This is a genomic window from Pseudomonas sp. CFBP 13602, assembly GCF_014842725.1.
Taxonomy (GTDB): domain Bacteria; phylum Pseudomonadota; class Gammaproteobacteria; order Pseudomonadales; family Pseudomonadaceae; genus Aquipseudomonas; species Aquipseudomonas baltica.
Window position 1 is genome coordinate 267,080 of sequence record NZ_JACYVT010000007.1, and the last position, 19,965, is coordinate 287,044.

At 64.2% G+C, this 19,965-nt stretch carries 16 protein-coding genes; 7 read left to right on the forward strand and 9 right to left on the reverse strand.

All coding sequences use genetic code 11. The features are described from left to right. Positions 1–21 precede the first annotated feature (21 nt). From ydiJ to IFU31_RS16380, 3 genes are all read left to right on the forward strand, one after another. The gene (gene ydiJ / locus IFU31_RS16370; RefSeq protein ID WP_192103755.1) at positions 22–3,051 is read left to right on the forward strand and encodes a D-2-hydroxyglutarate dehydrogenase YdiJ; all 3,030 of its coding nucleotides are present in this window, start codon (positions 22–24) and stop codon (positions 3,049–3,051) included. Positions 3,052–3,146: 95 nt separating this feature from the next. Further along, entirely contained in the window at positions 3,147–3,962 is an 816-nt protein-coding gene (locus tag IFU31_RS16375) for an alpha/beta fold hydrolase (protein ID WP_192103756.1), read from the forward strand. Continuing rightward, complete coding sequence (locus IFU31_RS16380) at positions 3,959–5,128, forward strand: PAS domain-containing sensor histidine kinase (protein WP_192103757.1); 1,170 nt, start codon at positions 3,959–3,961, stop codon at positions 5,126–5,128. The genes IFU31_RS16375 and IFU31_RS16380 overlap by 4 nt, the downstream gene beginning before the upstream one ends. A gap of 16 nt (positions 5,129–5,144) precedes the next feature. Here the strand turns inward: IFU31_RS16380 and IFU31_RS16385 are convergent, their stop codons facing one another. The 7 genes from IFU31_RS16385 to IFU31_RS16415 all read right to left on the reverse strand — a co-directional run bounded on the left by IFU31_RS16385 (position 5,145) and on the right by IFU31_RS16415 (position 12,903). After that, entirely contained in the window at positions 5,145–6,272 is a 1,128-nt protein-coding gene (locus tag IFU31_RS16385) for a catalase family protein (RefSeq protein ID WP_192103758.1), read from the reverse strand. Positions 6,273–6,320: 48 nt separating this feature from the next. Beyond that, positions 6,321–7,418 carry an alpha/beta hydrolase gene (locus IFU31_RS16390; protein WP_197979658.1) on the reverse strand — a complete coding sequence of 366 codons (1,098 nt, stop codon included), beginning with the start codon at positions 7,416–7,418 and terminating at the stop codon, positions 6,321–6,323. Positions 7,419–7,681: 263 nt separating this feature from the next. Next, on the reverse strand, positions 7,682–8,926 hold the full coding sequence (locus IFU31_RS16395; RefSeq protein ID WP_192103759.1) for a saccharopine dehydrogenase family protein: 1,245 nt from the start codon (positions 8,924–8,926) through the stop codon (positions 7,682–7,684). Between the two features lie 27 nt (positions 8,927–8,953). Then, a complete protein-coding gene (locus tag IFU31_RS16400) occupies positions 8,954–10,051 on the reverse strand; it encodes a carboxynorspermidine decarboxylase (protein ID WP_122479703.1) in 1,098 nt (365 codons plus the stop codon). Positions 10,052–10,169: 118 nt separating this feature from the next. After that, a complete protein-coding gene (locus tag IFU31_RS16405; RefSeq protein ID WP_192103760.1) occupies positions 10,170–11,042 on the reverse strand; it encodes a rhomboid family intramembrane serine protease in 873 nt (290 codons plus the stop codon). Next, positions 11,042–12,010: a metallophosphoesterase gene (locus IFU31_RS16410; protein WP_192103762.1), complete on the reverse strand. Its 969-nt coding sequence runs from the start codon at positions 12,008–12,010 to the stop codon at positions 11,042–11,044. Before IFU31_RS16410 ends, IFU31_RS16405 begins: the two co-directional genes overlap by 1 nt. Beyond that, positions 12,010–12,903: an NAD(+) kinase gene (locus IFU31_RS16415; protein ID WP_122479037.1), complete on the reverse strand. Its 894-nt coding sequence runs from the start codon at positions 12,901–12,903 to the stop codon at positions 12,010–12,012. The genes IFU31_RS16410 and IFU31_RS16415 overlap by 1 nt, the downstream gene beginning before the upstream one ends. A gap of 167 nt (positions 12,904–13,070) precedes the next feature. On the opposite strand from IFU31_RS16415, the gene IFU31_RS16420 reads away from it, so the two are divergent. Both IFU31_RS16420 and IFU31_RS16425 read left to right on the forward strand, forming a co-directional pair. Then, the gene (locus IFU31_RS16420) at positions 13,071–14,018 is read left to right on the forward strand and encodes a DUF1853 family protein (RefSeq protein WP_192103764.1); all 948 of its coding nucleotides are present in this window, start codon (positions 13,071–13,073) and stop codon (positions 14,016–14,018) included. 71 nt (positions 14,019–14,089) lie between these two features. Beyond that, complete coding sequence (locus IFU31_RS16425) at positions 14,090–14,638, forward strand: cytochrome b (RefSeq protein ID WP_122479040.1); 549 nt, start codon at positions 14,090–14,092, stop codon at positions 14,636–14,638. Positions 14,639–14,642: 4 nt separating this feature from the next. Here IFU31_RS16425 and IFU31_RS16430 read toward each other — a convergent pair whose 3' ends face one another. Continuing rightward, positions 14,643–15,533 (reverse strand): 1-aminocyclopropane-1-carboxylate deaminase/D-cysteine desulfhydrase, encoded by an 891-nt coding sequence (locus tag IFU31_RS16430; RefSeq protein WP_192103767.1) that lies wholly within the window; start codon positions 15,531–15,533, stop codon positions 14,643–14,645. Between the two features lie 62 nt (positions 15,534–15,595). Next, a complete protein-coding gene (locus IFU31_RS16435; RefSeq protein ID WP_192103768.1) occupies positions 15,596–17,632 on the reverse strand; it encodes an NADPH-dependent 2,4-dienoyl-CoA reductase in 2,037 nt (678 codons plus the stop codon). Between the two features lie 187 nt (positions 17,633–17,819). Between IFU31_RS16435 and IFU31_RS16440 the strand changes: the two genes are divergently transcribed. Further along, positions 17,820–18,935 carry a nitrilase-related carbon-nitrogen hydrolase gene (locus tag IFU31_RS16440; protein ID WP_192103874.1) on the forward strand — a complete coding sequence of 372 codons (1,116 nt, stop codon included), beginning with the start codon at positions 17,820–17,822 and terminating at the stop codon, positions 18,933–18,935. 4 nt (positions 18,936–18,939) lie between these two features. Beyond that, positions 18,940–19,962 carry an AraC family transcriptional regulator ligand-binding domain-containing protein gene (locus IFU31_RS16445; RefSeq protein WP_192057481.1) on the forward strand — a complete coding sequence of 341 codons (1,023 nt, stop codon included), beginning with the start codon at positions 18,940–18,942 and terminating at the stop codon, positions 19,960–19,962. Positions 19,963–19,965: the final 3 nt, after the last annotated feature.

The following is a 19,965-nucleotide window of genomic DNA, read 5'->3' on the forward strand; positions in this document are numbered from 1 at the left end:
ACCAGCCGGATACCGCCTGCCATGATCGCCGAACTGTCCCGCCAGAAAGCCCCTCTTGCGCCCTACCAGGCACTGCTGCGCCAGCTCGAAGGTGCGGGTTTCCAGGGCGAGATCGTCGACGACTACGCCACCCGCACGGTCCTGGCCACCGACAACTCTATCTACCAGCGCCTGCCCCAGGCAGCGGTGTTTCCCCGGCATGAGGCCGACGTGCAGTTGCTGGCGCGCCTGGCCAGCCAGCCGGAACACCGCGGCGTGGTACTGACCGCACGCGGCGGCGGTACTGGCACCAACGGCCAGTCGCTGACCGATGGCCTGGTGGTGGATCTCTCCCGGCACATGAACCAGGTGCTGGAGATCAACGTCGAGCAGCGCTGGGTGCGAGTGCAGAGCGGCGTGGTCAAGGACCAGCTCAATGCGGCCCTGAAACCCCACGGCCTGTTCTTCGCACCGGAGCTGTCGACCTCGAACCGCGCAACCATTGGCGGCATGATCAACACCGACGCCAGCGGCCAGGGCAGCTGCACCTACGGCAAGACCCGCGACCACGTGCTGGAACTGACCACCCTGTTGCTGGGTGGCGAGCGCCTGCACAGCCATACCCTCGATGCCGCGCAATTGCAGGCTAATCGGGTTGGCGACGGGCGGATCGCCGAAGTCTATCGCTGCGCATCGACCATCGCCGACGAGCAGGCCGAGCTGATCGACGCGGTGTTTCCCAAGCTCAACCGCTGCCTCACCGGCTACGACCTGGCCCACCTGCGCGAGGCCGACGGGCGCTTCAACCTGAACAGCGTGCTGTGCGGTTCGGAAGGCTCGCTGGGCTTCATCGTCGAGGCCAAGTTGAACGTGCTGCCGATCCCCAAGCATTCGATCCTGGTGAACGTGCGCTACGCCGGCTTCATGGACGCGCTGAACGATGCCAACGCATTGATGGCGCACCAGCCGCTGTCGATCGAAACCGTCGACTCCAAAGTCCTCTTGCTGGCGATGAACGACATCGTCTGGCATGGCGTGGCCGAATACTTCCCCACTGACGCACAGGCGCCGACCCTGGGCATCAACCTGGTGGAATTCAGCGGCGACGACCTGGACGTGGTCGAGCAGCGTGTCGAGCAGTTCATCGCCCACTTGCAGCAGGACACCACGGTACGGCGCCTGGGGCACACCCTGGCGGTCGGCGCCCTGGCGGTGGGGCGCGTGTATGCCATGCGCAAGCGGGCGGTCGGCCTGCTCGGCAATGTCCAGGGCGAGGCCCGGCCGCAGCCGTTCGTCGAGGACACCGCGGTCCCGCCGCACAACCTGGCGGCCTACATCGGCGAATTCCGCGCCCTGCTCGACAGTCACGGCCTGCAATACGGCATGTTCGGCCATGTCGATGCCGGGGTGCTGCACGTGCGGCCGATCCTGGACATGAAGGATCCGCGCCAGGCGGCCCTGATCCGGCCCATTTCCGATCAGGTCGCGGCCCTCACGCAGCGCCACGGCGGCTTGCTCTGGGGCGAGCACGGCAAAGGCCTGCGCTCGCAATACGTGCCCGAGTATTTCGGCGAGCTGTACCCTGCCCTGCAGGCGCTCAAGGCCGCCTTCGACCCGTTCAACCAGCTCAACCCCGGCAAGATCGCCACGCCGGCCAGCGTCGCCAGTGCGCGCCTGACCCAGGTCGACGAGGTGACCCTGCGCGGCGAGCTGGATCGCCGCATCGACGAACGCGTCTGGCGCAGCTACGACAGTGCGTTGCACTGCAACGGCAACGGTGCCTGCTACAACTTCGATCCGAACGACGCCATGTGCCCGTCATGGAAAGCCACACGCAACCGCATTCATTCGCCCAAGGGACGTGCCTCGCTGATCCGCGAATGGCTGCGCCTGCAGGGCCTGCACGGCGCCAACGTACTGCACACCGCCAGCGGCAGCCTGTTCGAACGCGCCCGCAACAGCCTGGCCCGGCGAATGGGCCGCGAAGATTTTTCCCATGAGGTCTACGACGCCATGGCCGGTTGTCTGGCCTGCAAGTCGTGCGCAGGACAGTGCCCGGTGAAGGTCAACGTACCGGAATTCCGCTCGCGCTTTCTGCAGCTCTACCATGGCCGCTACCTACGGCCGCTGAAGGACTACCTGATCGGTTCGCTGGAATTCAGCATTCCGTACCTGGCACGCTTTCCAAGGGCCTACAACGCGGTCATGTCGTTCTCGCCGGTGCGTCATGCGCTGCAACACGTGGCCGGCATGGTCGACAGCCCGTTGCTCAGCCTGGTCGATTTCCAGGCTCACTGCCGGGACTGGAACGTACGCCCGGCGAGCGCCGAGCAGCTCGCCCGGCTGACCACCGAGCAGCGTCAGCGCAGCGTGGTCCTGGTGCAGGATGCCTTCACCCGTTACTTCGACACGCCGGTCATGGCCGACTGGCTAGAACTGATCGCACGACTGGGTTTCGACATCTACCTGGCGCCCTTCGCGGCCAACGGCAAGCCGCTGCAGGTACAGGGCTTTCTAGGTGCCTTCGACAAGGCCGCGCGGCACAATGCGCAGTCGTTGCGCCAGCTTCAGGCAAGCGGTATCGCCTTGGTAGGCCTGGACCCGGCCATGACCCTGGTGTATCGCCAGGAGTACGCCAAGACCCTGGGCCAGGACAACGCCCCTACCGTACTGTTGCCTCAGGAATGGCTTGCCCAGGTGCTGCCACAGACCGAGCAGCCCGGCACCGCCGGGGTCTACCAGCTGTTGCCGCACTGCACCGAGAAAACCAACGAGCCTGGCAGCATCACCCATTGGCAACAGGTGTTCAGCCGCCTGGGCGCGACCCTGCAGGTGCTGGCGAGTGGCTGTTGCGGCATGTCCGGGACCTATGGCCACGAAGCGCGCAATGTCGCCACCTCCAAGGTCATCTACGGGCAGTCCTGGCAGCCGTTGCTGGCCCGTTATCATGACGCTGGCAATCTGCTTGCCGACGGTTACTCCTGCCGCAGCCAGGTCAAGCGCGAAGAAGGTCACACGGTCCGTCACCCGCTGCAGGCACTGCTCGAACACGTGAGAAAAAACACCGTTTGAAAACGCTGGCGAGCCTGACGCTGGTGGCTATGCTCCGGTAGACTAGCGGTCCGATTGGCCCCGCATGCTCGCTTGCGCAAACAGGAATTTCACGGATGTCGGTTCAGGCTCGCAACAACGTGGTGATCAAGGGCCAAGGTCCGTTGACGCTGGTGTTCGCCCACGGTTTTGGCTGCGACCAGAACATGTGGCGGCTGGTCGAGCCGACCTTTGCCAAGCATTACCGGACAGTGCTGTTCGACATGGTCGGCTGCGGCAATTCGGATGTCGGCGCCTACGACATCGACAAGTACTCGACACTGGCGGGCTACGCCGACGACATCGTCGAGATCATTCAGGAGTTCGGCGAGGGCCCGGTGGTGTTCATCGGCCATTCGGTCGGCGCGATGGCCGGCGCCATGGCCGCCAACCGCAGCCCCGGACTGATCGGCGCCCATGCCATGGTTGGCCCATCGCCCTGCTACATTACCGATGCGGACTACCCCGGCGGCTTCAGCCGCGACGATATCGACGCCCTGCTCGCGACCCTCGAAAGCAACTATCTGGGCTGGTCCAGTGCCATGGCGCCGAGCATCATGGGCAATCCCGAACACCCGGAACTGGGCGTCGAGCTGACCAACAGTTTCTGCCAGACCGACCCCGACATCGCCAAGCGTTTTGCCCGCGTCACCTTCCTCACCGACAGCCGCACGGACGTGCGCGCGCTACGCGAGCCGGTGCTGGTGATCCAGTCTTCGGACGACTTCATCGCGCCCAAAGCCGTTGGCCAGTACCTGACCGAAGCAATCACCGACTGCCGGATGGTCGTCATCGAGAACGAAGGCCACTGCCCGCACCTTAGCCAGCCTGCAGCCTGCATCGGCGCCATCGAGGCGTTCCTGACCCAGACCTACGGCCGCTTGCCGGCATGATCGCCGAGCCCCCAGGCATCCCCGATGCCGAGGCGCTCTACCAGCAAGCGCCATGCGCCCTGCTGCTGACCGACAACAAGGGCTTGATTCTCAAGGTCAACCAGACCTTCTGCCACTGGCTGGGCTACACCCGCGAACAGCTGATCGGGGTGCGCAAGCTGCAGGAGCTGCTGACCGTTGGCGGCCGCATCTTCTATCAAACGCACTGGATGCCGTTGCTGGTGATGCAGCGCTCGATTGCCGAGGTCAAGCTGGACTTCCTGACGGCCACCGGCAAGGTCACGCCGATGGTGCTCAATGCCAGTCGCCGCGATCACTGCGGCGAGGTATTCGACGAGATATCGGCGTTCATCGTCGCCGACCGAATCCGTTTCGAACAGGAACTGCTGCAAGCCAAGCGGCAGGCCGAAGACGCCCTGCAGCGTCATGTCGCGCTCGAGCACGAACTCAATCGGCAACGTGAACTGGCCGTCGACCGCGCCCTGTTCGCCGAGCAGATGATCGGCATCGTCAGCCACGACTTGCGCAACCCGCTGCAAGTGGTATCCATGGCTGCGCAGTATCTGCGTTCGCTGGACATGTCCGAGCGCCAGAGCGCGATGCTGGGTCATATCAGCGACGCCACCGCCCGTTCGCAGCGGCTGATCAACGATCTTCTCGACTTCACCCAGGCTCGCATCGGCCAGGGCCTGGCCGTCAGCCGTGCGCCGGTGCAGCTGGACCGTGCCATTGCCGCCGCCGTGGATTCACTGCGCCTGCTCTACCCGCAACGGACGATCGTCTTCAGCGCCAGCGACGAAGCGCTGTTCTGCCAGGCCGATGCAGACCGTCTGGCACAGCTGCTGGGCAATCTGGTGTCCAATGCCATGACCTATGGCGATGGCACCACTCCGATCGAGGTGCGAGTCGCGGCCGCCCAGGGCGCGGTCGAGATCACCGTGCACAATCAGGGCAAAGCGATCGACGAAGCGCAGTTGAGCTCGATATTCTCGCCCATGACGCGGGGCTCCGAAGCGGGTCGCGAAGTCCGTAGCGTGGGCCTTGGCCTGTTCATCGTCAGCGAGATCGCCAAGGCCCACGGTGGCATAGTCGAGGTGGTCTCCAGCGCCGAGGCCGGCACCACCTTCACCACCCGGTTTCCCGCCTACGCGTCGGCCGGCCACTGACCAAAGGCCGAGTTGTTCAGCGCGGCTCGTGAATGGGGCAGCCGTTGTGCTGGGCGCGAAAGCCTGCGGACATTTCATAGGTCGGCTTGCGCACGCGCATGACGCCACCCAGAGGACGGTGCGCGGCCAGCCCGTGCCACGGGCTGAATGACATCTGCTCGTTGATGGTCTGAATAGCCTCTTCGCTCCAGGCCGCCTGCGCCGGCACCTCGATACGCGCCACGGTGACGTAGGGGCTCAGCTCTTCGGACCAGACTTTCGAAGCGTCCTCGATCGGCATTTCGTCGAGATCGGTGGCCAGTTGGATACGCACTTCCCACGTACCCCCATGGCTTGCAAAATAATGACTGACCGCTTCACGCAGGCCGTCCGGTTTATCGTCCAGGTCGACGGCTTGATCCGTCAACTCGGTCAGCGACGGTGCCACCGGCACCACCGCCAGCTTGGCGTAATGCTCGCCATACAGGAACGGCACCACACTGTAGAAGGTTTCACCGAGCACATGGGTCAGCGGATGCCCACCCATGCTCTTCAGCGTGCCGCTCTCGCCGCCCATGGTTTCGATCACCGACTCCACACCGCGCAGAAGCGCCGAAAAGGCTTTCTTCAGGCCCGGACCTTTGTCGGTGGTCTTGGCCAGCAGCTTGAGATTCTTCAGGAAAGCCTTGGGCGTGGCTGCCGTGAACGCCTTGGCGTTCTGCATGACGAAATCCTGGGTGACGTCCCCCTCGCTGCCCGGCAAACGAGCACCCTCTACCCCGACGATCTTCAAGCCAAGGCCCCGTGGGGTCGAAACCTTGTCGTCCAGCAGATCACCGGGATTGGTGGAAAAACGCATTACCACAGGCAACCTTCCAGGGGTGGCAAAAGCCCCCTGCGCCAACGGCGCAGGAAGACCATCGAGCACCGTGACGTGCCCGCGTACCAACCCATGAGCCTTGGCATGCACGCCACGCAACGCGTGGCCGCCGTCTTCGAACGTGGTGTCCAGAATGCTGCGCATCACTTCCGTCAGCTGTCGGCTGGTGTCTTCCTCGTCGTCGGGCACCTGCTCGAATGAGGGCTGAAACACCAGTGGAGTGACGGTCAGTCGATTGCCTGGCAATTGACTGTCTGGATATTGAGTGTCTGAAGAATGGCTCATGTGCACACCTCGGCTCGGTTCAGGTCTTTATCACGGTGGATGTTCTTGTTATTTGGCCAGGTCGGCTTTCAGACGCTCACCGGCATAGGCCTGCGCTTCTTCGGCTTTTTTCACCACGGCTGCGGTGCCGAAGAATTCGTGGGTCACGCCTGGATAGACCTTGCGCTCGACGCTGACACCTGCAGTACGCAGCGCCTGTTCCAGCTGGGCACCATCGTCACGCAGTGGGTCGATTTCGGCGTTGATCACGGTCACCGGTGGCAGGCCCTTGAGGTCGGCATGCACCAGGTCGATACGTGGATCCTTCACGTCGGCCGGACCCTTGGTCACGTTGTCGATGAACCACAGCATCATCGGACGGTTGAGGGGCATGGCGTCGGCGTATTTGCGATAGGACTCGGTTTCGGTGTTGGACTGAGCAACGGGATAAACCGACAGCACGTGCTTGGGCGCGGTCAAACCGGCCTTGTGTGCGGCCACGGCGGTTGCCACGGCTAGGTTGCCGCCGGCGCTTTCACCGGCCAGTGCCAGGCGCTTCGCGTCACCGTTGACGGAGGCGGCGTTCTTGCTCAACCAGCGATAGGCAGCCAGTGCATCATCGTGAGCTGCGGGGAATTTGTTTTCGGGCGCGCGGCGGTAGTCCACGGAGACGACCACGGCATTGGCTTGCTTGGAGATCCCGCGAGCGCCGCCGTCATACACCTTGCGATCGGCAAACACCCAGCCACCGCCGTGGAAATACAGGACCACCGGGAACGGGCCGGTGCCTTCAGGCGTGTAGACGGTTGCTGGCAAAGAGCCTGCGGCGCCAGGTACGGTGATGTCACGGGTGGTGACGCCGGGGACCAGTACAGTCGGGGTGCTGTCGCGTTTCTCATCGGCGAGCACGCCTTTCACGGCGTCGGCGATGGTAGGTTGCTGCCGTGCCTCGACTGCCGTGATCTTCTCCACGGCCTTGGCATCGAAGCTGGCGAATTTGTTCAGGACGGTCTGCATGTCCGAATCGGTACGGAACATGCTCTTGGTGCCGCTCACGGCGAGTTCGGAAACCGAGCGTTTTTCTGGATCGCGAGCGCAACCGCTCAACGCCATTGCCACGCCGGCGGCGCACAGCGCTACCATCCATTTGCGGTCAGTCTTGATCATTGTTATTGCCTCGCACGAGAGTGGGAACGTTACGAAATATCAGGCCGCTGATAGCAACTTGATGTTCCAAAATTCCCGACTCGCGCCAGACGAACGGTTAATCCACTAAATACCGCGACCCCTGTTGCTACTCTCGGGAATCACTCTGCACACCGTCCCGTAGGAGCGGCCAGTGGCCGCGAACCAGGCACCGCGGTCCAGCAAACAATCGCGGGGCCCTTTTCGCGGCCACAGACCGCTCCCACACCGGCATTTACAGCGGATTACGCGTTGGCATCCCAGGCACGGTCACCGGAGGCGTCCTTGATACGCGTCGGCAGGCCCATGGCGTCGAGCGCCCTGAGGAACGGCTCGGCCGGCAGCTCTTCGACGTTGGCCATGCGCTGCACGTCCCATTCGCCGCGGGCGACCAACAGGGCTGCAGCCACGGGCGGCACACCCGCGGTGTAGGAAATACCCTGGCTGTCGGTTTCGGCGTAGGCGTCTTCGTGGTCCGCAACGTTGTAGATGAACATTTCGTGCGGCTGGCCGTTGCGAGTGCCTTTGACCAGATCGCCGATGCAGGTCTTGCCGGTATAGCCCGGTGCCAGCGACGACGGATCCGGCAGGACTGCCTTGACCACCTTGAGCGGCACCACCTGCAGGCCTTCGGCAGTCGTCACCGGCTGCTCGGACAGCAGACCGAGATTCTTCAGCACCGTGAACACATTGATGTAATGCTCACCGAAGCTCATCCAGAAGCGCACGTTGGGCACATCGAGATTCTTCGACAACGAATGCACTTCGTCATGCCCGGTCAGGTAAAGGTTCTGCGAACCCACTACCGGCAGGTCATCGGTGCGTTTGACTTCGAACATGGTGTTGCTGGTCCACTGGCTGTTCTGCCAGCTCCAGACCTGCCCGGTGAACTCGCGGAAATTGATTTCCGGATCGAAATTGGTGGCGAAATACTTGCCGTGGGAGCCAGCATTGACGTCGAGGATATCGATCGAATCGATCCGATCGAAATGCTGTTGCTGCGCCAGCGCGGCATAGGCATTGACCACGCCTGGATCGAAGCCCACACCCAGAATGGCCGTCACGTTTTTCTGCTGGCACTCTTCCAGGTGTTTCCACTCGTAGTTGCCATACCAGGGCGGCGTTTCACAGACCTTGCCCGGTTCTTCGTGGATGGCGGTGTCCAGGTAGGCCACGCCGGTGTCGATGCAGGCACGCAGTACCGACATGTTCAGAAAGGCGGAACCGACGTTGATGACGATCTGCGATTCGGTTTCCACGATCAGCGCCTTGGTCGCCTCGACATCCAGCGCATCGAGCGCGAAAGCCTTGATGTCGGCGGGCTGCTTGAGGCTGCCCTTGGCCTTGACGCTGTCGATGATGGCCTGGCATTTGGAGATGTTGCGCGACGCGATGGCAATACGACCAAGTTCATCGTTGTGCTGCGCGCACTTGTGGGCCACCACCTTGGCAACACCTCCTGCACCAATGATAAGAACGTTCTTCTTCAATTTATTCACTTCTCCTCGGCTGTCCGCTCACGAAAGGCTGGACAGGTAGTCTTCGAACCCAAACTCACGAACCACCTCGACTGTACCGTCGAGTTGTTTCACTACGATGGACGGCATCTTCAAGCCGTTGAACCAGTTTTTCTTGACCATGGTGTAGCCCGCCGCGTCGACGAACGACAGGCGATCACCGATGGCCAGAGGGCGCTCGAACGGGTATTCACCGAAAATATCCCCGGCCAGGCAGGATTTTCCGCACACCATGTAGGTGTGTTCGCCGCTGCTGGGCGCAAGCTTCGCATTGAGCCGGTAGATCAGCAGGTCGAGCATGTGCGCTTCGATCGAGCTGTCGACCACGGCCAGGTGCTTGCCGTTGTAGAGGGTGTCGAGCACGGTGACTTCCAGCGAGGCACTGTTGGTGATCGCCGCCTCGCCAGGCTCCAGGTACACCTGCACGCCGTACTTCTGCGAAAAGGCCTTGAGCCGGGCGCAGAACTCGTCCAGAGCATAGCCTTCGCCGGTGAAATGAATGCCGCCACCGAGGCTGACCCATTCGACCTTGTGCAGCAGGTGACCGAAGCGCTCTTCGATGGTCCCCAGCATCTGGTCGAACAGGGCGAAATCACCGTTCTCGCAGTTGTTGTGGAACATGAAGCCGGAGATCTGCTCGATCACCGTCTCGACCTTGGCTGGGTCCCATTCGCCCAGGCGGCTGAACGGACGCGCCGGATCGGCCAGCAGATAGTCGGAACTGCTCACCTGCGGGTTGACCCGCAGACCGCGGGTCTTGCCTTGGGACGCCTGGGCGAAACGCTGCAGTTGGCCGATCGAGTTGAAGATGATCTTGTCGCAGTTGGCGAGCATCTCCTCGATCTCGTCGTCGGCCCAGGCCACGCTGTAGGCGTGGGTTTCGCCGGCGAACTTCTGCCGACCCAGCTTGAGCTCGTACAGGGACGACGACGTGGTGCCGTCCATGTACTGCTCCATCAGGTCGAACACCGACCAGGTGGCGAAGCACTTGAGCGCCAGCAACGCCTTGGCCCCGGAGTGTTCACGCACGTAGGCGATCTTCTCCAGGTTGCCCAAGAGCTTCTGTTTGTCGATGAGGTAGTACGGCGTATTGATCATTTCGAGGCCCCAGGCATGGCCAGCCAAAAAAAGGACCCGCATTGTGCCCGCAGTTACCCCGGACCGAAAGAGCAGCCGTCCAATTTCCAACCGCACCCACCGCCGACGCGGCTTGCGTTCAGCGAATCTTGCGGCGGGCCAGAAAGCCGCCGACCAAGCCGGTCGCGCAGCCGATCAGCAGGCCACCGACGTGCGCGCCATTGGCGATTTCGCCGAAGCCCAGCACGCTGACCAACCCGCTCATGCACAGCGCCAGCCACACCAGCATCATCACCAGCACGCCGCGCGGCAGGCGGTAGATCGGGTTGGGCGCCAGCCACTGGTACAGCCAGCAGTGCCCCAGCAAGCCATACAGCACGCCCGACAAACCGCCAAACAGACTGGGCCCGCTGACCAGGTACTGGACCACGTTGGAGACCAGGCTGAACGACAGGGTCAGACCGATCAGGTTGATGCGCCCCTGCAGCGCCTCGATGCGTCGCCCAAGCTCCCAGTACCACAAGGCATTCATCGCCAGATGCAACAAGCCGAAATGAATCAGCATGGGGCTGAACAGCCGCCACCACTGGCCGCTGGCCAAGGTATCGGCCAAGGGCGTGAAATAGATGTATTCACCGTTGACCTGAAAATCGAGAAAGGTCAGCCAGCGCAGGTTACTCAGGTTCTCGCCCAGAAGCGTCAACCCCGCCACCACCAGACAGGCCAGCAGCACCAGGGCGGTGGCGGGGCTGGACTTGAGCTGCTGGGCAAACCCCGGACCGCGCACCGGCGCATGCCGCGCCATCAATTCAGGATCGACCTCGGCATTGCCCTCAGGGTAGCGCTGGTACAGCTCGCGAACATCCTGGGCCAGACGCTCGTCGGGTACCCACAACACTTGACTGCCCTGCTCCTCGCTGACGCGATGGGGCACCTTCAGACGCCTCAACAGGCCCACGAAGCCACTCAGATCGGTGTTCAACGGCAGACGCATTACAGCAATTGCACTCATCAAAACGCCTCCGGGCGCTCGACCTCGACCCACGCGAACTTGCGCGGATCGATGCGGGTTTCCTGATCCAGGCGGTACGCCACCAGTTTGCCGTACAGCACCGCGCTGTAGTCCAGGCAGGCCAGGTTCGGGCGTATCGCCGCCGGTCGCCCGCTGCGCCAGTAGTGACCGACGAACAGCAATGGCTCGTCGACCCCATAACGCAGCAGAGCGCTTTTCTGTTCCGGACTCAACGGCGCGCAGGCTACATCGTCAGGCAGTGCATCGGGCTGGAATACCACGTCGCCGTAGGTTTGCGGGTTGTCTTCCCAGAACTTGGTGCGAAAGAACGCACGGCTCAGGCCATCGGCGCCCGTCAGCGTCAGGCCGTCGGGCAAGCGCATGTCGGTGCCGCGCAACAGCCGATCGAAGACCTGGCAGGCAAAGCTGCCCTTGACCGCCGATGCCTGGAGAAAATGGGCGTCGATGCAGCCATCCGGGTGCTGGCGGCGCAAAGGTTCGATCAGGCCGGCATCCCAGCACGCGTGCACCAGGCGAAAGCGCTCGGCATCAATGAACAGCGGCAACTCGTAGAACCAGCCGAGGAAATCGTGCCAGTCGCCGGGGTGGTGGGCGAACTGGTCCAGCGTCGCCTGGAGCAGACGCTCGTGCCGCGGCACGTGCTCGCGCACGTACTGCTTGCCGCTGCCGGGCAATGCCGGGGTGCTCCAGCCCAATGCATTGAACTCGTGATTGCCCATGATGCAGCGCGCCTGATCGGCCTCGACCATGTCGTGGACAATGTGCAGCGACTCGCGGATACGCGGCCCGCGGTCGATGATGTCGCCCAGGAACAGCGCCTGGCGCGAAGCATGCCGCCACACGCCGCCCTGCTTGTGATAGCCCAGCCGGTCGAGCAGATGTTCGAGGGTATGCGCGCATCCGTGCACATCGCCGATCAGGTCATAACTTCGCGCCGGGTCAAGCATCAATCGCCTCCGGTATTGCCGAGCCGGCTGCCCCAGCCGAGTTTGGTCCGGCACACTTCGTAGTAGTTGTGGTCCAGGGGGTGGATCAGGCGCAGTTTCTGCGATTTCTTGCGCACCGTGACGGTGTCGCCCGGAGCGCAGGTGAAATGGTTCTGGCCATCGCATGAAACCTGCGGGTAGATCTGCATGTTCTTTGAGACAACGATTTTCATCTCGCTGTTGCCGTCGACGACGATCGGCCGACCCGAGAGGGTGTGCGGGTACATGGGCACGATCACGATGGCATCGAGCTTGGGATGCATGATCGGCCCACCCGCCGACAGCGCGTAGGCGGTGGAGCCGGTCGGCGTGGCCAGGATCAGGCCGTCGGCCTTCTGGCTGCAGACGAACTGGCCGTCGATGTAGATCTCGAACTCGATCATGCGGGTCGACTTGCCGGGGTGAAGTACCACATCGTTGAGCGCGTCGCCCTGGCCAATGGCCTCGCCATGGCGGCGAACCTCGGCCTCGAGCAGAAAACGGTTTTCGACCAGGTAGTGACCATCGAGCACCTCGGCCACCTTGACCTCGAGCTCGTCGGGGCGGATGTCGGTAAGAAACCCCAGGCTGCCGCGGTTGATCCCCAGCACCGGCGTGTTGTGTCGCGCCAGTGCCCGCGCTGCGCCCAGCAGGCTGCCGTCGCCGCCGACCACGATGACCAGGTCGCAGACCTCGCCCAGCATCTTGCGCGATGACGTCTGCAGGTTGTGCCCCGGCAGCACTTCGGCGATCGTGTCCTCGAGAATGACATGCATGTGCCTGTCCAGCAGGAAGCGCTTGAGGCGGCGAATGGTATCGAGCACCTGCGAGCTGCCGAGGCGGCCAATGATACCGATGTTGCGAAATTGCTCCATGAGGCTCCTGCTCGGGTCTGGTCTGGCTATCGGGATGCGCCAGGCACATTCCACAACGCTGTCGCGCAACCGCCGGTTGCGGACACAAATACGGATCTGGATTATGGAGTAAAGCCGTTGCCGCACAAAACCCTTTCCACCACCGCGCCATTGACCGGGACCGTCCCATGAATCCATTCGCTGCCCTTGCCGACTTTCCGCGCCGCCTGCGCCAGCCCCAAGTGCGCGACCTGGCGTGGGTCATCCTCGCCCCACCCCTGCTGCACACGGCGCCCTGGCAGCAACGTCATCCACTGGCAGGCAGCACCTGGGCCGAACGGCCCGAGCACCTGCAGGCGTGGCTGAACGGTCTGGACGACGCCAGCCAACCGCTGCTCGACTGGCTGGCGCAGGCCCCTACCCGGCGCCTGGGCCTCTACTACGAACGCCTCTGGCAGTTCGCCCTGCAGCAGGCTCCCGGTATCGAGCCGCTGGCGGCCAACCTGCCGATCCGTCGTGACAAGCACACCCTGGGCGAGCTCGACATGGTGATCCGCGACCGCGACGGGGTGCATCATCTGGAACTGGCGATCAAGCTCTACCTGGGCCCGGTGGCCGCCGACGGTCGCGATGTTTTCCAGTGGCTGGGTCCCAACAGCCAGGATCGGCTGGGTCGCAAGCTGACCCACCTGACCGAGCACCAGTTGCCCATCTCCACCTCCAGCGAGGGTCGCGAGGCCATGCTGGCCCTGGGCATCGAGCAGTTCGACGCGCACCTGTGGCTCGGCGGCTATCTGTTCTATCCCTGGCCCGGTCAGGCCCAGTCACCCGAGCACGCCCACCCGGATCATCTGCGCGGCAGCTGGGTGCATCAGCGCGACTGGCCCATTTTCGTCGAGCAACGCCCGGAGGGTCGCTGGCAGCCGTTGCCGCGCGATGCCTGGCTGGCGCCGGCACGCCTCGCCGCCGCCGACGCCTGGGCACCCGATCAGCTCAAGGCCTGGATGCAGCAACTGGACCCGCTCGCCGCAGCGCAGATGCTCGTGCGCCTGACCCGCGACGACCACGGCGACTGGCAGGAAGCCGAACGGGTTTTCCTGGTCGCCGATGCCTGGCCGGCCCTGCCGGGCGTGTGAATCGCAGGGGCGGCTAAAGATGTCCATGGCCGGCCCGATACCCTGTGCATGACCGCCCGAGTAGTCACCCGATGAACTGGAGAAACACCCACGCCCGCTATGGCAGCCTGTCTATCGCCCTGCACTGGTCGATGCTGGTCCTGTTGGCCGCCACCTATGCCTGCATCGAGCTGCGTGGCCAGTTCGTCAGAGGCAGTGGCGCACGCGCGCTGATCGTGCAGTTCCACTTCATGCTGGGCCTGAGCGTGGGGCTGCTGGTCTGGCTGCGTCTGCTGGTGCGCAGCCTGGGTGTCACGCCGCGCATCGTGCCGCCGCTGCCGGTGTGGCAGACGCGTCTGGCGAGCCTGATGCACGCCGCACTCTACGCACTGATGATCGGCCTGCCGCTGCTGGGCTGGCTGATCCTCAGCGCACAGAACAGGTCCGTATCGTTCTGGGGCATCGAACTGCCCCACCTGATCGCCGAGGACCGCGACCTCGGCGGACGCTTGCAGGAATGGCACATGAGCATTGCCGGCTGGGGCTATTGGTTGATCGGCCTGCACGGCGTGCTGGGCCTGGCCCACCATTACCTGCGCCATGACAACACCCTGCGACGCATGCTGCCGCACCGCGACTGACCGTTCAGGTGGCGGCGCGCCATCCCTGCAAGCCACCGGTGTGCACGAACACCAGACGACAACCCGGCCGCAGCGAGCCTGCCGCACAGGCATCGCGCAAGGCCCACAGCGCCTTGGCCGTGTACACCGGCTCCAATGGAATGCCCGACTCGGCTTCACAGGCGTGCATGAACGCGAGCAGTTCGCTGTCCATCCTGGCAAAGCCGCCACGACTAGCGTCGATCAAGCTATGACCCCTCTCGCCACACAGTGCATTGACCTGCTCGCTCACGCCATGCTTCGGCCCTACCGCCACCGCCCCGTACACCCAGCGGCGGCCGGCTTCGGCGAGGACCAGGCCAGCCAATGTCGTACCGGTACCCACGGCCAGCCACCATCCATCGAAATCGTCCCACCCCATGTCTGCGAGCTGCGCCTGCACCTGCAAGGGCAGGACGGCGCAGCCCTTGGCCCCCAGCAGCCCACCGCCGCCCTCGGGTACCGGCCGCAGATCGGGGTAGCGTGCCTGCCAGGGGGCCCAGAAGTCGTCCCGGTGGCGCTGACGATAGCCCTCGTAACCCAGCCAGTGCAGCTCCATGCCCCATTGCTGCAAGTCGCTCACGGTCGGCGTGGCCTGAGCATGGCCGCGCAGCAGCCCGACCGTGCGCAGGCCCAGGCGCTTGCCGGCGGCAGCCAGGGCATGCAGGTGATTGGAATGGGCCCCGCCCAGGCTGATGATGCCGCTGCAGCCACTGGCCTGGGCGGCCAGCAGGTGATGCTGCAACTTGAATGCCTTGTTGCCGCTGATGAGCGGGTCGACGAGGTCCAGGCGCAGCACGGCAGCCTCTATGCCGGCCGCGCCGAGCCAGGAAAGTCGCAAGGGTTGCAGCGGTGCACGCGGTAGATCGAGAAGCATGGATGCCTGGCCAGCCAAAGGAAACGAAGAGGGCCGCGTCGGGTCCGGCGCGGCAGCCGATTCTACAGCACCGCCGCCAGGCGCGAGCCTTGATCGATGGCCCGTTTGGCGTCAAGTTCGGCGGCCACGTCGGCGCCGCCGATAAGGTGCACGTGCTGCCCGGCTTCGCGCAGCCCCTGCTCCAGCTCGCGCAACGGATCCTGCCCTGCGCAGATCACTACGTTGTCCACTGGCAGCACCCGTGGCTCGCCCCCGGCGACCCGAACGTGCAGGCCGTCGTCGTCGATCTTCAGGTACTCGACGCTGTTGACCATGCGCACGCCCTTGTTCTTCAGACCGGCGCGATGGATCCAGCCAGTGGTCTTGCCCAGGCCGTCGCCCACCTTGCCGGCCTTGCGCTGCAGCAGATACACCTCGCGCGCCGGTGCATGGGTCTGCGCCGCAACCCCGGCCACGCCACCGCGGGCCTGCAGCGTCAGGTCGATACCCCATTCCTGCCAGAAGGCCTCGCGATCGAGGCTGGTGAACGGCCCCTGATGCACCAGGAACTCGCTGACGTCGAAGCCGATGCCACCGGCGCCGATCACCGCCACACGTGGGCCCACGGGCCGCCTTTCGAGCAGCACGTCGAGGTAGCCGAGCACCATGGGGTGGTCGATGCCCGGGATGTCGGGCAGCCGCGGGGCAATCCCGGTGGCCAGCACGATCTCGTCGAAGCCACCCTTGACCAGCGCAGCGACATCGACCCGCGCACCCAGGCGCACGTCGACGCCGAGGCGGGTCAGCCGACGATCGAAATACCGCAGGGTTTCGTTGAATTCTTCCTTGCCGGGAATGCGCTTGGCCACGTTGAACTGACCGCCGATTTCATCACGGGAATCGAACAGGGTCACCGCATGTCCGCGCTCGGCCGCCACGGTCGCTGCGGCCAGCCCTGCCGGCCCGGCGCCGACCACAGCGATCCGGCGCACCTGAGTCACGGGCAGGTAATTGAGTTCGGTCTCATGGCAGGCGCGTGGGTTGACCAGGCAACTGGTCAACTTGCCGGCGAAGGTGTGGTCAAGGCAGGCCTGATTGCAGCCAATGCAGGTGTTGATCTCGTCGCCGCGGCTGGCCGCAGCCTTGTTGATGAATTCGGGGTCGGCCAGAAACGGCCGGGCCATCGAAACCATATCCGCGTCGCCCTCGGCGAGAACGCGCTCGGCTACCTCCGGGGTGTTGATGCGATTGGTGGTGATCAGCGGCAGCCGCACCGCCGTGCGCAGCTTGGCGGTGACCTTGCTGAACGCCGCACGTGGCACCTTGGTGGCGATGGTCGGAATGCGCGCTTCGTGCCAGCCGATGCCCGTGTTGATCAGGGTGGCCCCGGCGGCCTCGACTGCCTGCGCCAGTTCGACCACTTCCTCCCAGACACTGCCGCCTTCGATCAGGTCGAGCATCGACAGGCGAAAGATGATGATGAACTCGCGCCCGACCGCCTGCCGCACCTGCCCGACGATCTCCACCGCCAGGCGCATGCGATTGGCATAGCTGCCGCCCCAGCGATCGCTGCGCTGGTTGCTGTGAGCCGCCAGGAACTGGTTGATGAAGTAGCCTTCCGACCCCATGATTTCAACGCCGTCGTAGCCGGCCGACTGGGCCAGCCGGGCACAGCTTACGAAATCGGCGATCTGTTTCCGAATGCCCTGCTCGTCCAGCTCCAGCGGCTTGAACGGATTGATCGGCGCCTGGATGGCGCTGGGTGCCACCAGCTTGGGACTGTAGGCATAGCGCCCCGCATGCAGTATCTGCAGGCAGATCTTGCCGCCCGCCGCGTGCACGGCCTTGGTGACGATTTCATGCCGCTGCGCTTCCTCGGGCGTGCTCAGCTTCGCCGCCCCGGCATACACTCCGCCCTCTTCGTTCGGGGCGATGCCGCCGGTGACGATGAGGCCGACCCCACCCCGCGCACGCTCGGCGAAATACGCTGCCATGCGCTCGAAGCCACCGGGCTTTTCCTCGAGACCCGTGTGCATGGAGCCCATCAAGCTTCGGTTGCGCAGGGTGGTGAAGCCCAGGTCCAGCGGTGCCAGCAGATGAGGATAGGAAGCAGCGGCCATGGGAACTCCACAGGCGGATCACGGAAAAGTGCCAAGCCTCTTGCGGCGGGCTCGGTCACAGGCAGGGTCAAACAGTAAACACCCGAGCCGCACGCCTCAATGACCTGAAATGACAAGTCATTGATCATGCTGCACGCGACGTCTACCCTAGTGCGGATTCACGAACAGGAGCTGGTTGTTGTCCCTCATGCGCAAAATCCTGATGTCCGTGGTTGCCCTGCTTTGCCTGGCGGCGTTGAGTACCTACGCGCTGTGGACGACCCAGCGCCCCGCCGGGCACTACCTGTCCGACCTGCGCATCGAGCTCGATGGTGTCGAGGGCGCGCCGTCCGAGCGCGGCAATCTGCTGGGGATCCAGCCCGAGCTGTTCCCGGCGGATTACCAGAGCGTCGAGCGCCTGCGCCTGAAACTGGCCGGATACCTGCAGCATGCCCAGGATGCAGGCCTTGTCGGCAGCAAGACCATCGTGGTCTTGCCCGAGCACATCGGTACCTGGTTATGGGCGGTGGGCGAGAAGAACGAGTTCTACCAAGTGGTGCAGCGTCGCGATGCCGAACAGTGGCTGGCCGCCAGCAATCCATTGCGCCTGCTTGGCGGCTGGGCCATGGCCGAGGGCGAAGACCGCTTCGCCGACGCCTACCTGCGCATGAAGGCCGCGAGCATGGCCGAGCAGTACCAGCAGCTGTTTGGCGGCCTGGCCAGGCAATTCAGCGTGACCCTGGTGGCAGGCTCGATCATCCTGCCCAACCCTTCTGTCGTGGAGGGTCGCCTGCGAACCGGGAACGGCGCCTTGTACAACGCCAGTGTCGTGTTCGCGCCCGATGGCTCCGTGCTGGGCCAGCCACAGCTCCAGCATTTCACCAGCCATCCCACTCGCCGCTACGTGCAACCCATGGGTGACGCACCGTTCAACGTGTTCGACACCCCGGCGGGCAAACTGGCCGTCCTGATCGGCACCGACAGCTGGCATCCGGCGAGTCACGCCCAGTTGCGCCAGCAAGACGTGCAGCTGCTCGCGGTGCCCGCCTCGGTACTCGGGCGTGGGCGCTGGTCCGAGCCCTGGCGCGGCTTTCGCATCGACCCAACGCCGAGCGATGCCGCCCTGCTGCCCGGCGAGGTCAGCGAGGCCCAGGCCTGGCAACGGCTGGTCGCAGAAAGCGCGCCACTGGCAAGCATGACCGTGTTCATGGGCGGGCACTTCTGGAATCAGTTCTACGAAGGGCACAGCTTCGCCCGTCAACGCGAGCGTTTCGGCCAGGTCGGCGACGGGCGTGGCGCGCGCTTGATCAATCTGTGGCTGTAGGCGCGTGAGCGGCCAGCGGATCAAACTCGGCGACCTGTCGGTCGGCTTCACCCAGAGCCTGGCACAGGCAGTGCGCAGCCATGGCCACGACCCGCTGCCCCTGTTGGCCCAGTATGGGTTGGAGCCAAGCCGGCTCAACGTCGCCGGAGCGCGACTGACCATCGCCCGCTACATGCGCCTGGGCCATGCGGCGATCGCCCTTACCGGCGACCCCGCGCTGGGCCTGCGCATCGGCCAGGCAAGCCGCCTGAGCCAGGCAGGCCTGGCCGGCGTCACGGCCGCGCAGGCACCGACAGTGCGCGAGGCAGCCCGTACGCTGATTCGTTTCGAACCCCTGTACGCCGCCAACTATCGCGGGCAATCGAGTTTTCACGAAGACCGCGAAGGCGCCTGGCTGCGGTTCTATTCGATCAGTCCCTACAATGCCTACAACCGTTTTGTGGTGGACTCGCTGCTGACCGGCTGGCTGCAGCAACTGACTGTACTTGCCGGGCAGAACGTGATTGCACAGCGGATGGAAATCGAGTTCGACCCGCCCGGCTATGCAGCACACTACCCCGCCCATACCGCCTTCAACTGCGAGCACAACCAGCTGCGCCTGACCCATGCCAGCCTGAACCTGCGCAACCCCGAGCACTGCCCGAGCACCTGGCAGCATTTGTTGCAGCTGTGTGAACAGGAACTGGAGCGTTTGACGCGCGTGCGCACCGTTGGCGAGCGGGTCGCCCAACTGCTGGGTTCACAGCTCAACGGCGGACGCGAGCCGACGCTGGACGAAATCGCTGCCTGCCTGAAGATGCCGGCCTGGACCTTGCGGCGCAAGCTGACCCACGAGGGCACGCAGTTCCGCTCGATTCTCAACGACACCCGCCGTGACCTGGCGCAGACCTACATCCGCGACACCGAACTTGCATTCGGCGAAATAGCCTACCTGCTGGGATTCACCTCGGCCGAGGCTTTTCAGCGCGCCTTCAAGCGCTGGTGCGCAATGACGCCCGGCGAGTACCGCCGCGCCAGCCGTCAGTGACCC

Coding starts and splice junctions, on each gene's coding strand:
- ydiJ (WP_192103755.1), top strand. CDS start 22: ATGATCGCCGAACTGTCCCGCCAGAAAGCCCCTCTTGCGCCCTACCAG.
- IFU31_RS16375 (WP_192103756.1), top strand. CDS start 3,147: ATGTCGGTTCAGGCTCGCAACAACGTGGTGATCAAGGGCCAAGGTCCG.
- IFU31_RS16380 (WP_192103757.1), top strand. CDS start 3,959: ATGATCGCCGAGCCCCCAGGCATCCCCGATGCCGAGGCGCTCTACCAG.
- IFU31_RS16385 (WP_192103758.1), bottom strand. CDS start 6,272: ATGAGCCATTCTTCAGACACTCAATATCCAGACAGTCAATTGCCAGGC.
- IFU31_RS16390 (WP_197979658.1), bottom strand. CDS start 7,418: ATGATCAAGACTGACCGCAAATGGATGGTAGCGCTGTGCGCCGCCGGC.
- IFU31_RS16400 (WP_122479703.1), bottom strand. CDS start 10,051: ATGATCAATACGCCGTACTACCTCATCGACAAACAGAAGCTCTTGGGC.
- IFU31_RS16405 (WP_192103760.1), bottom strand. CDS start 11,042: ATGAGTGCAATTGCTGTAATGCGTCTGCCGTTGAACACCGATCTGAGT.
- IFU31_RS16410 (WP_192103762.1), bottom strand. CDS start 12,010: ATGCTTGACCCGGCGCGAAGTTATGACCTGATCGGCGATGTGCACGGA.
- IFU31_RS16415 (WP_122479037.1), bottom strand. CDS start 12,903: ATGGAGCAATTTCGCAACATCGGTATCATTGGCCGCCTCGGCAGCTCG.
- IFU31_RS16420 (WP_192103764.1), top strand. CDS start 13,071: ATGAATCCATTCGCTGCCCTTGCCGACTTTCCGCGCCGCCTGCGCCAG.
- IFU31_RS16425 (WP_122479040.1), top strand. CDS start 14,090: ATGAACTGGAGAAACACCCACGCCCGCTATGGCAGCCTGTCTATCGCC.
- IFU31_RS16430 (WP_192103767.1), bottom strand. CDS start 15,533: ATGCTTCTCGATCTACCGCGTGCACCGCTGCAACCCTTGCGACTTTCC.
- IFU31_RS16435 (WP_192103768.1), bottom strand. CDS start 17,632: ATGGCCGCTGCTTCCTATCCTCATCTGCTGGCACCGCTGGACCTGGGC.
- IFU31_RS16440 (WP_192103874.1), top strand. CDS start 17,820: ATGCGCAAAATCCTGATGTCCGTGGTTGCCCTGCTTTGCCTGGCGGCG.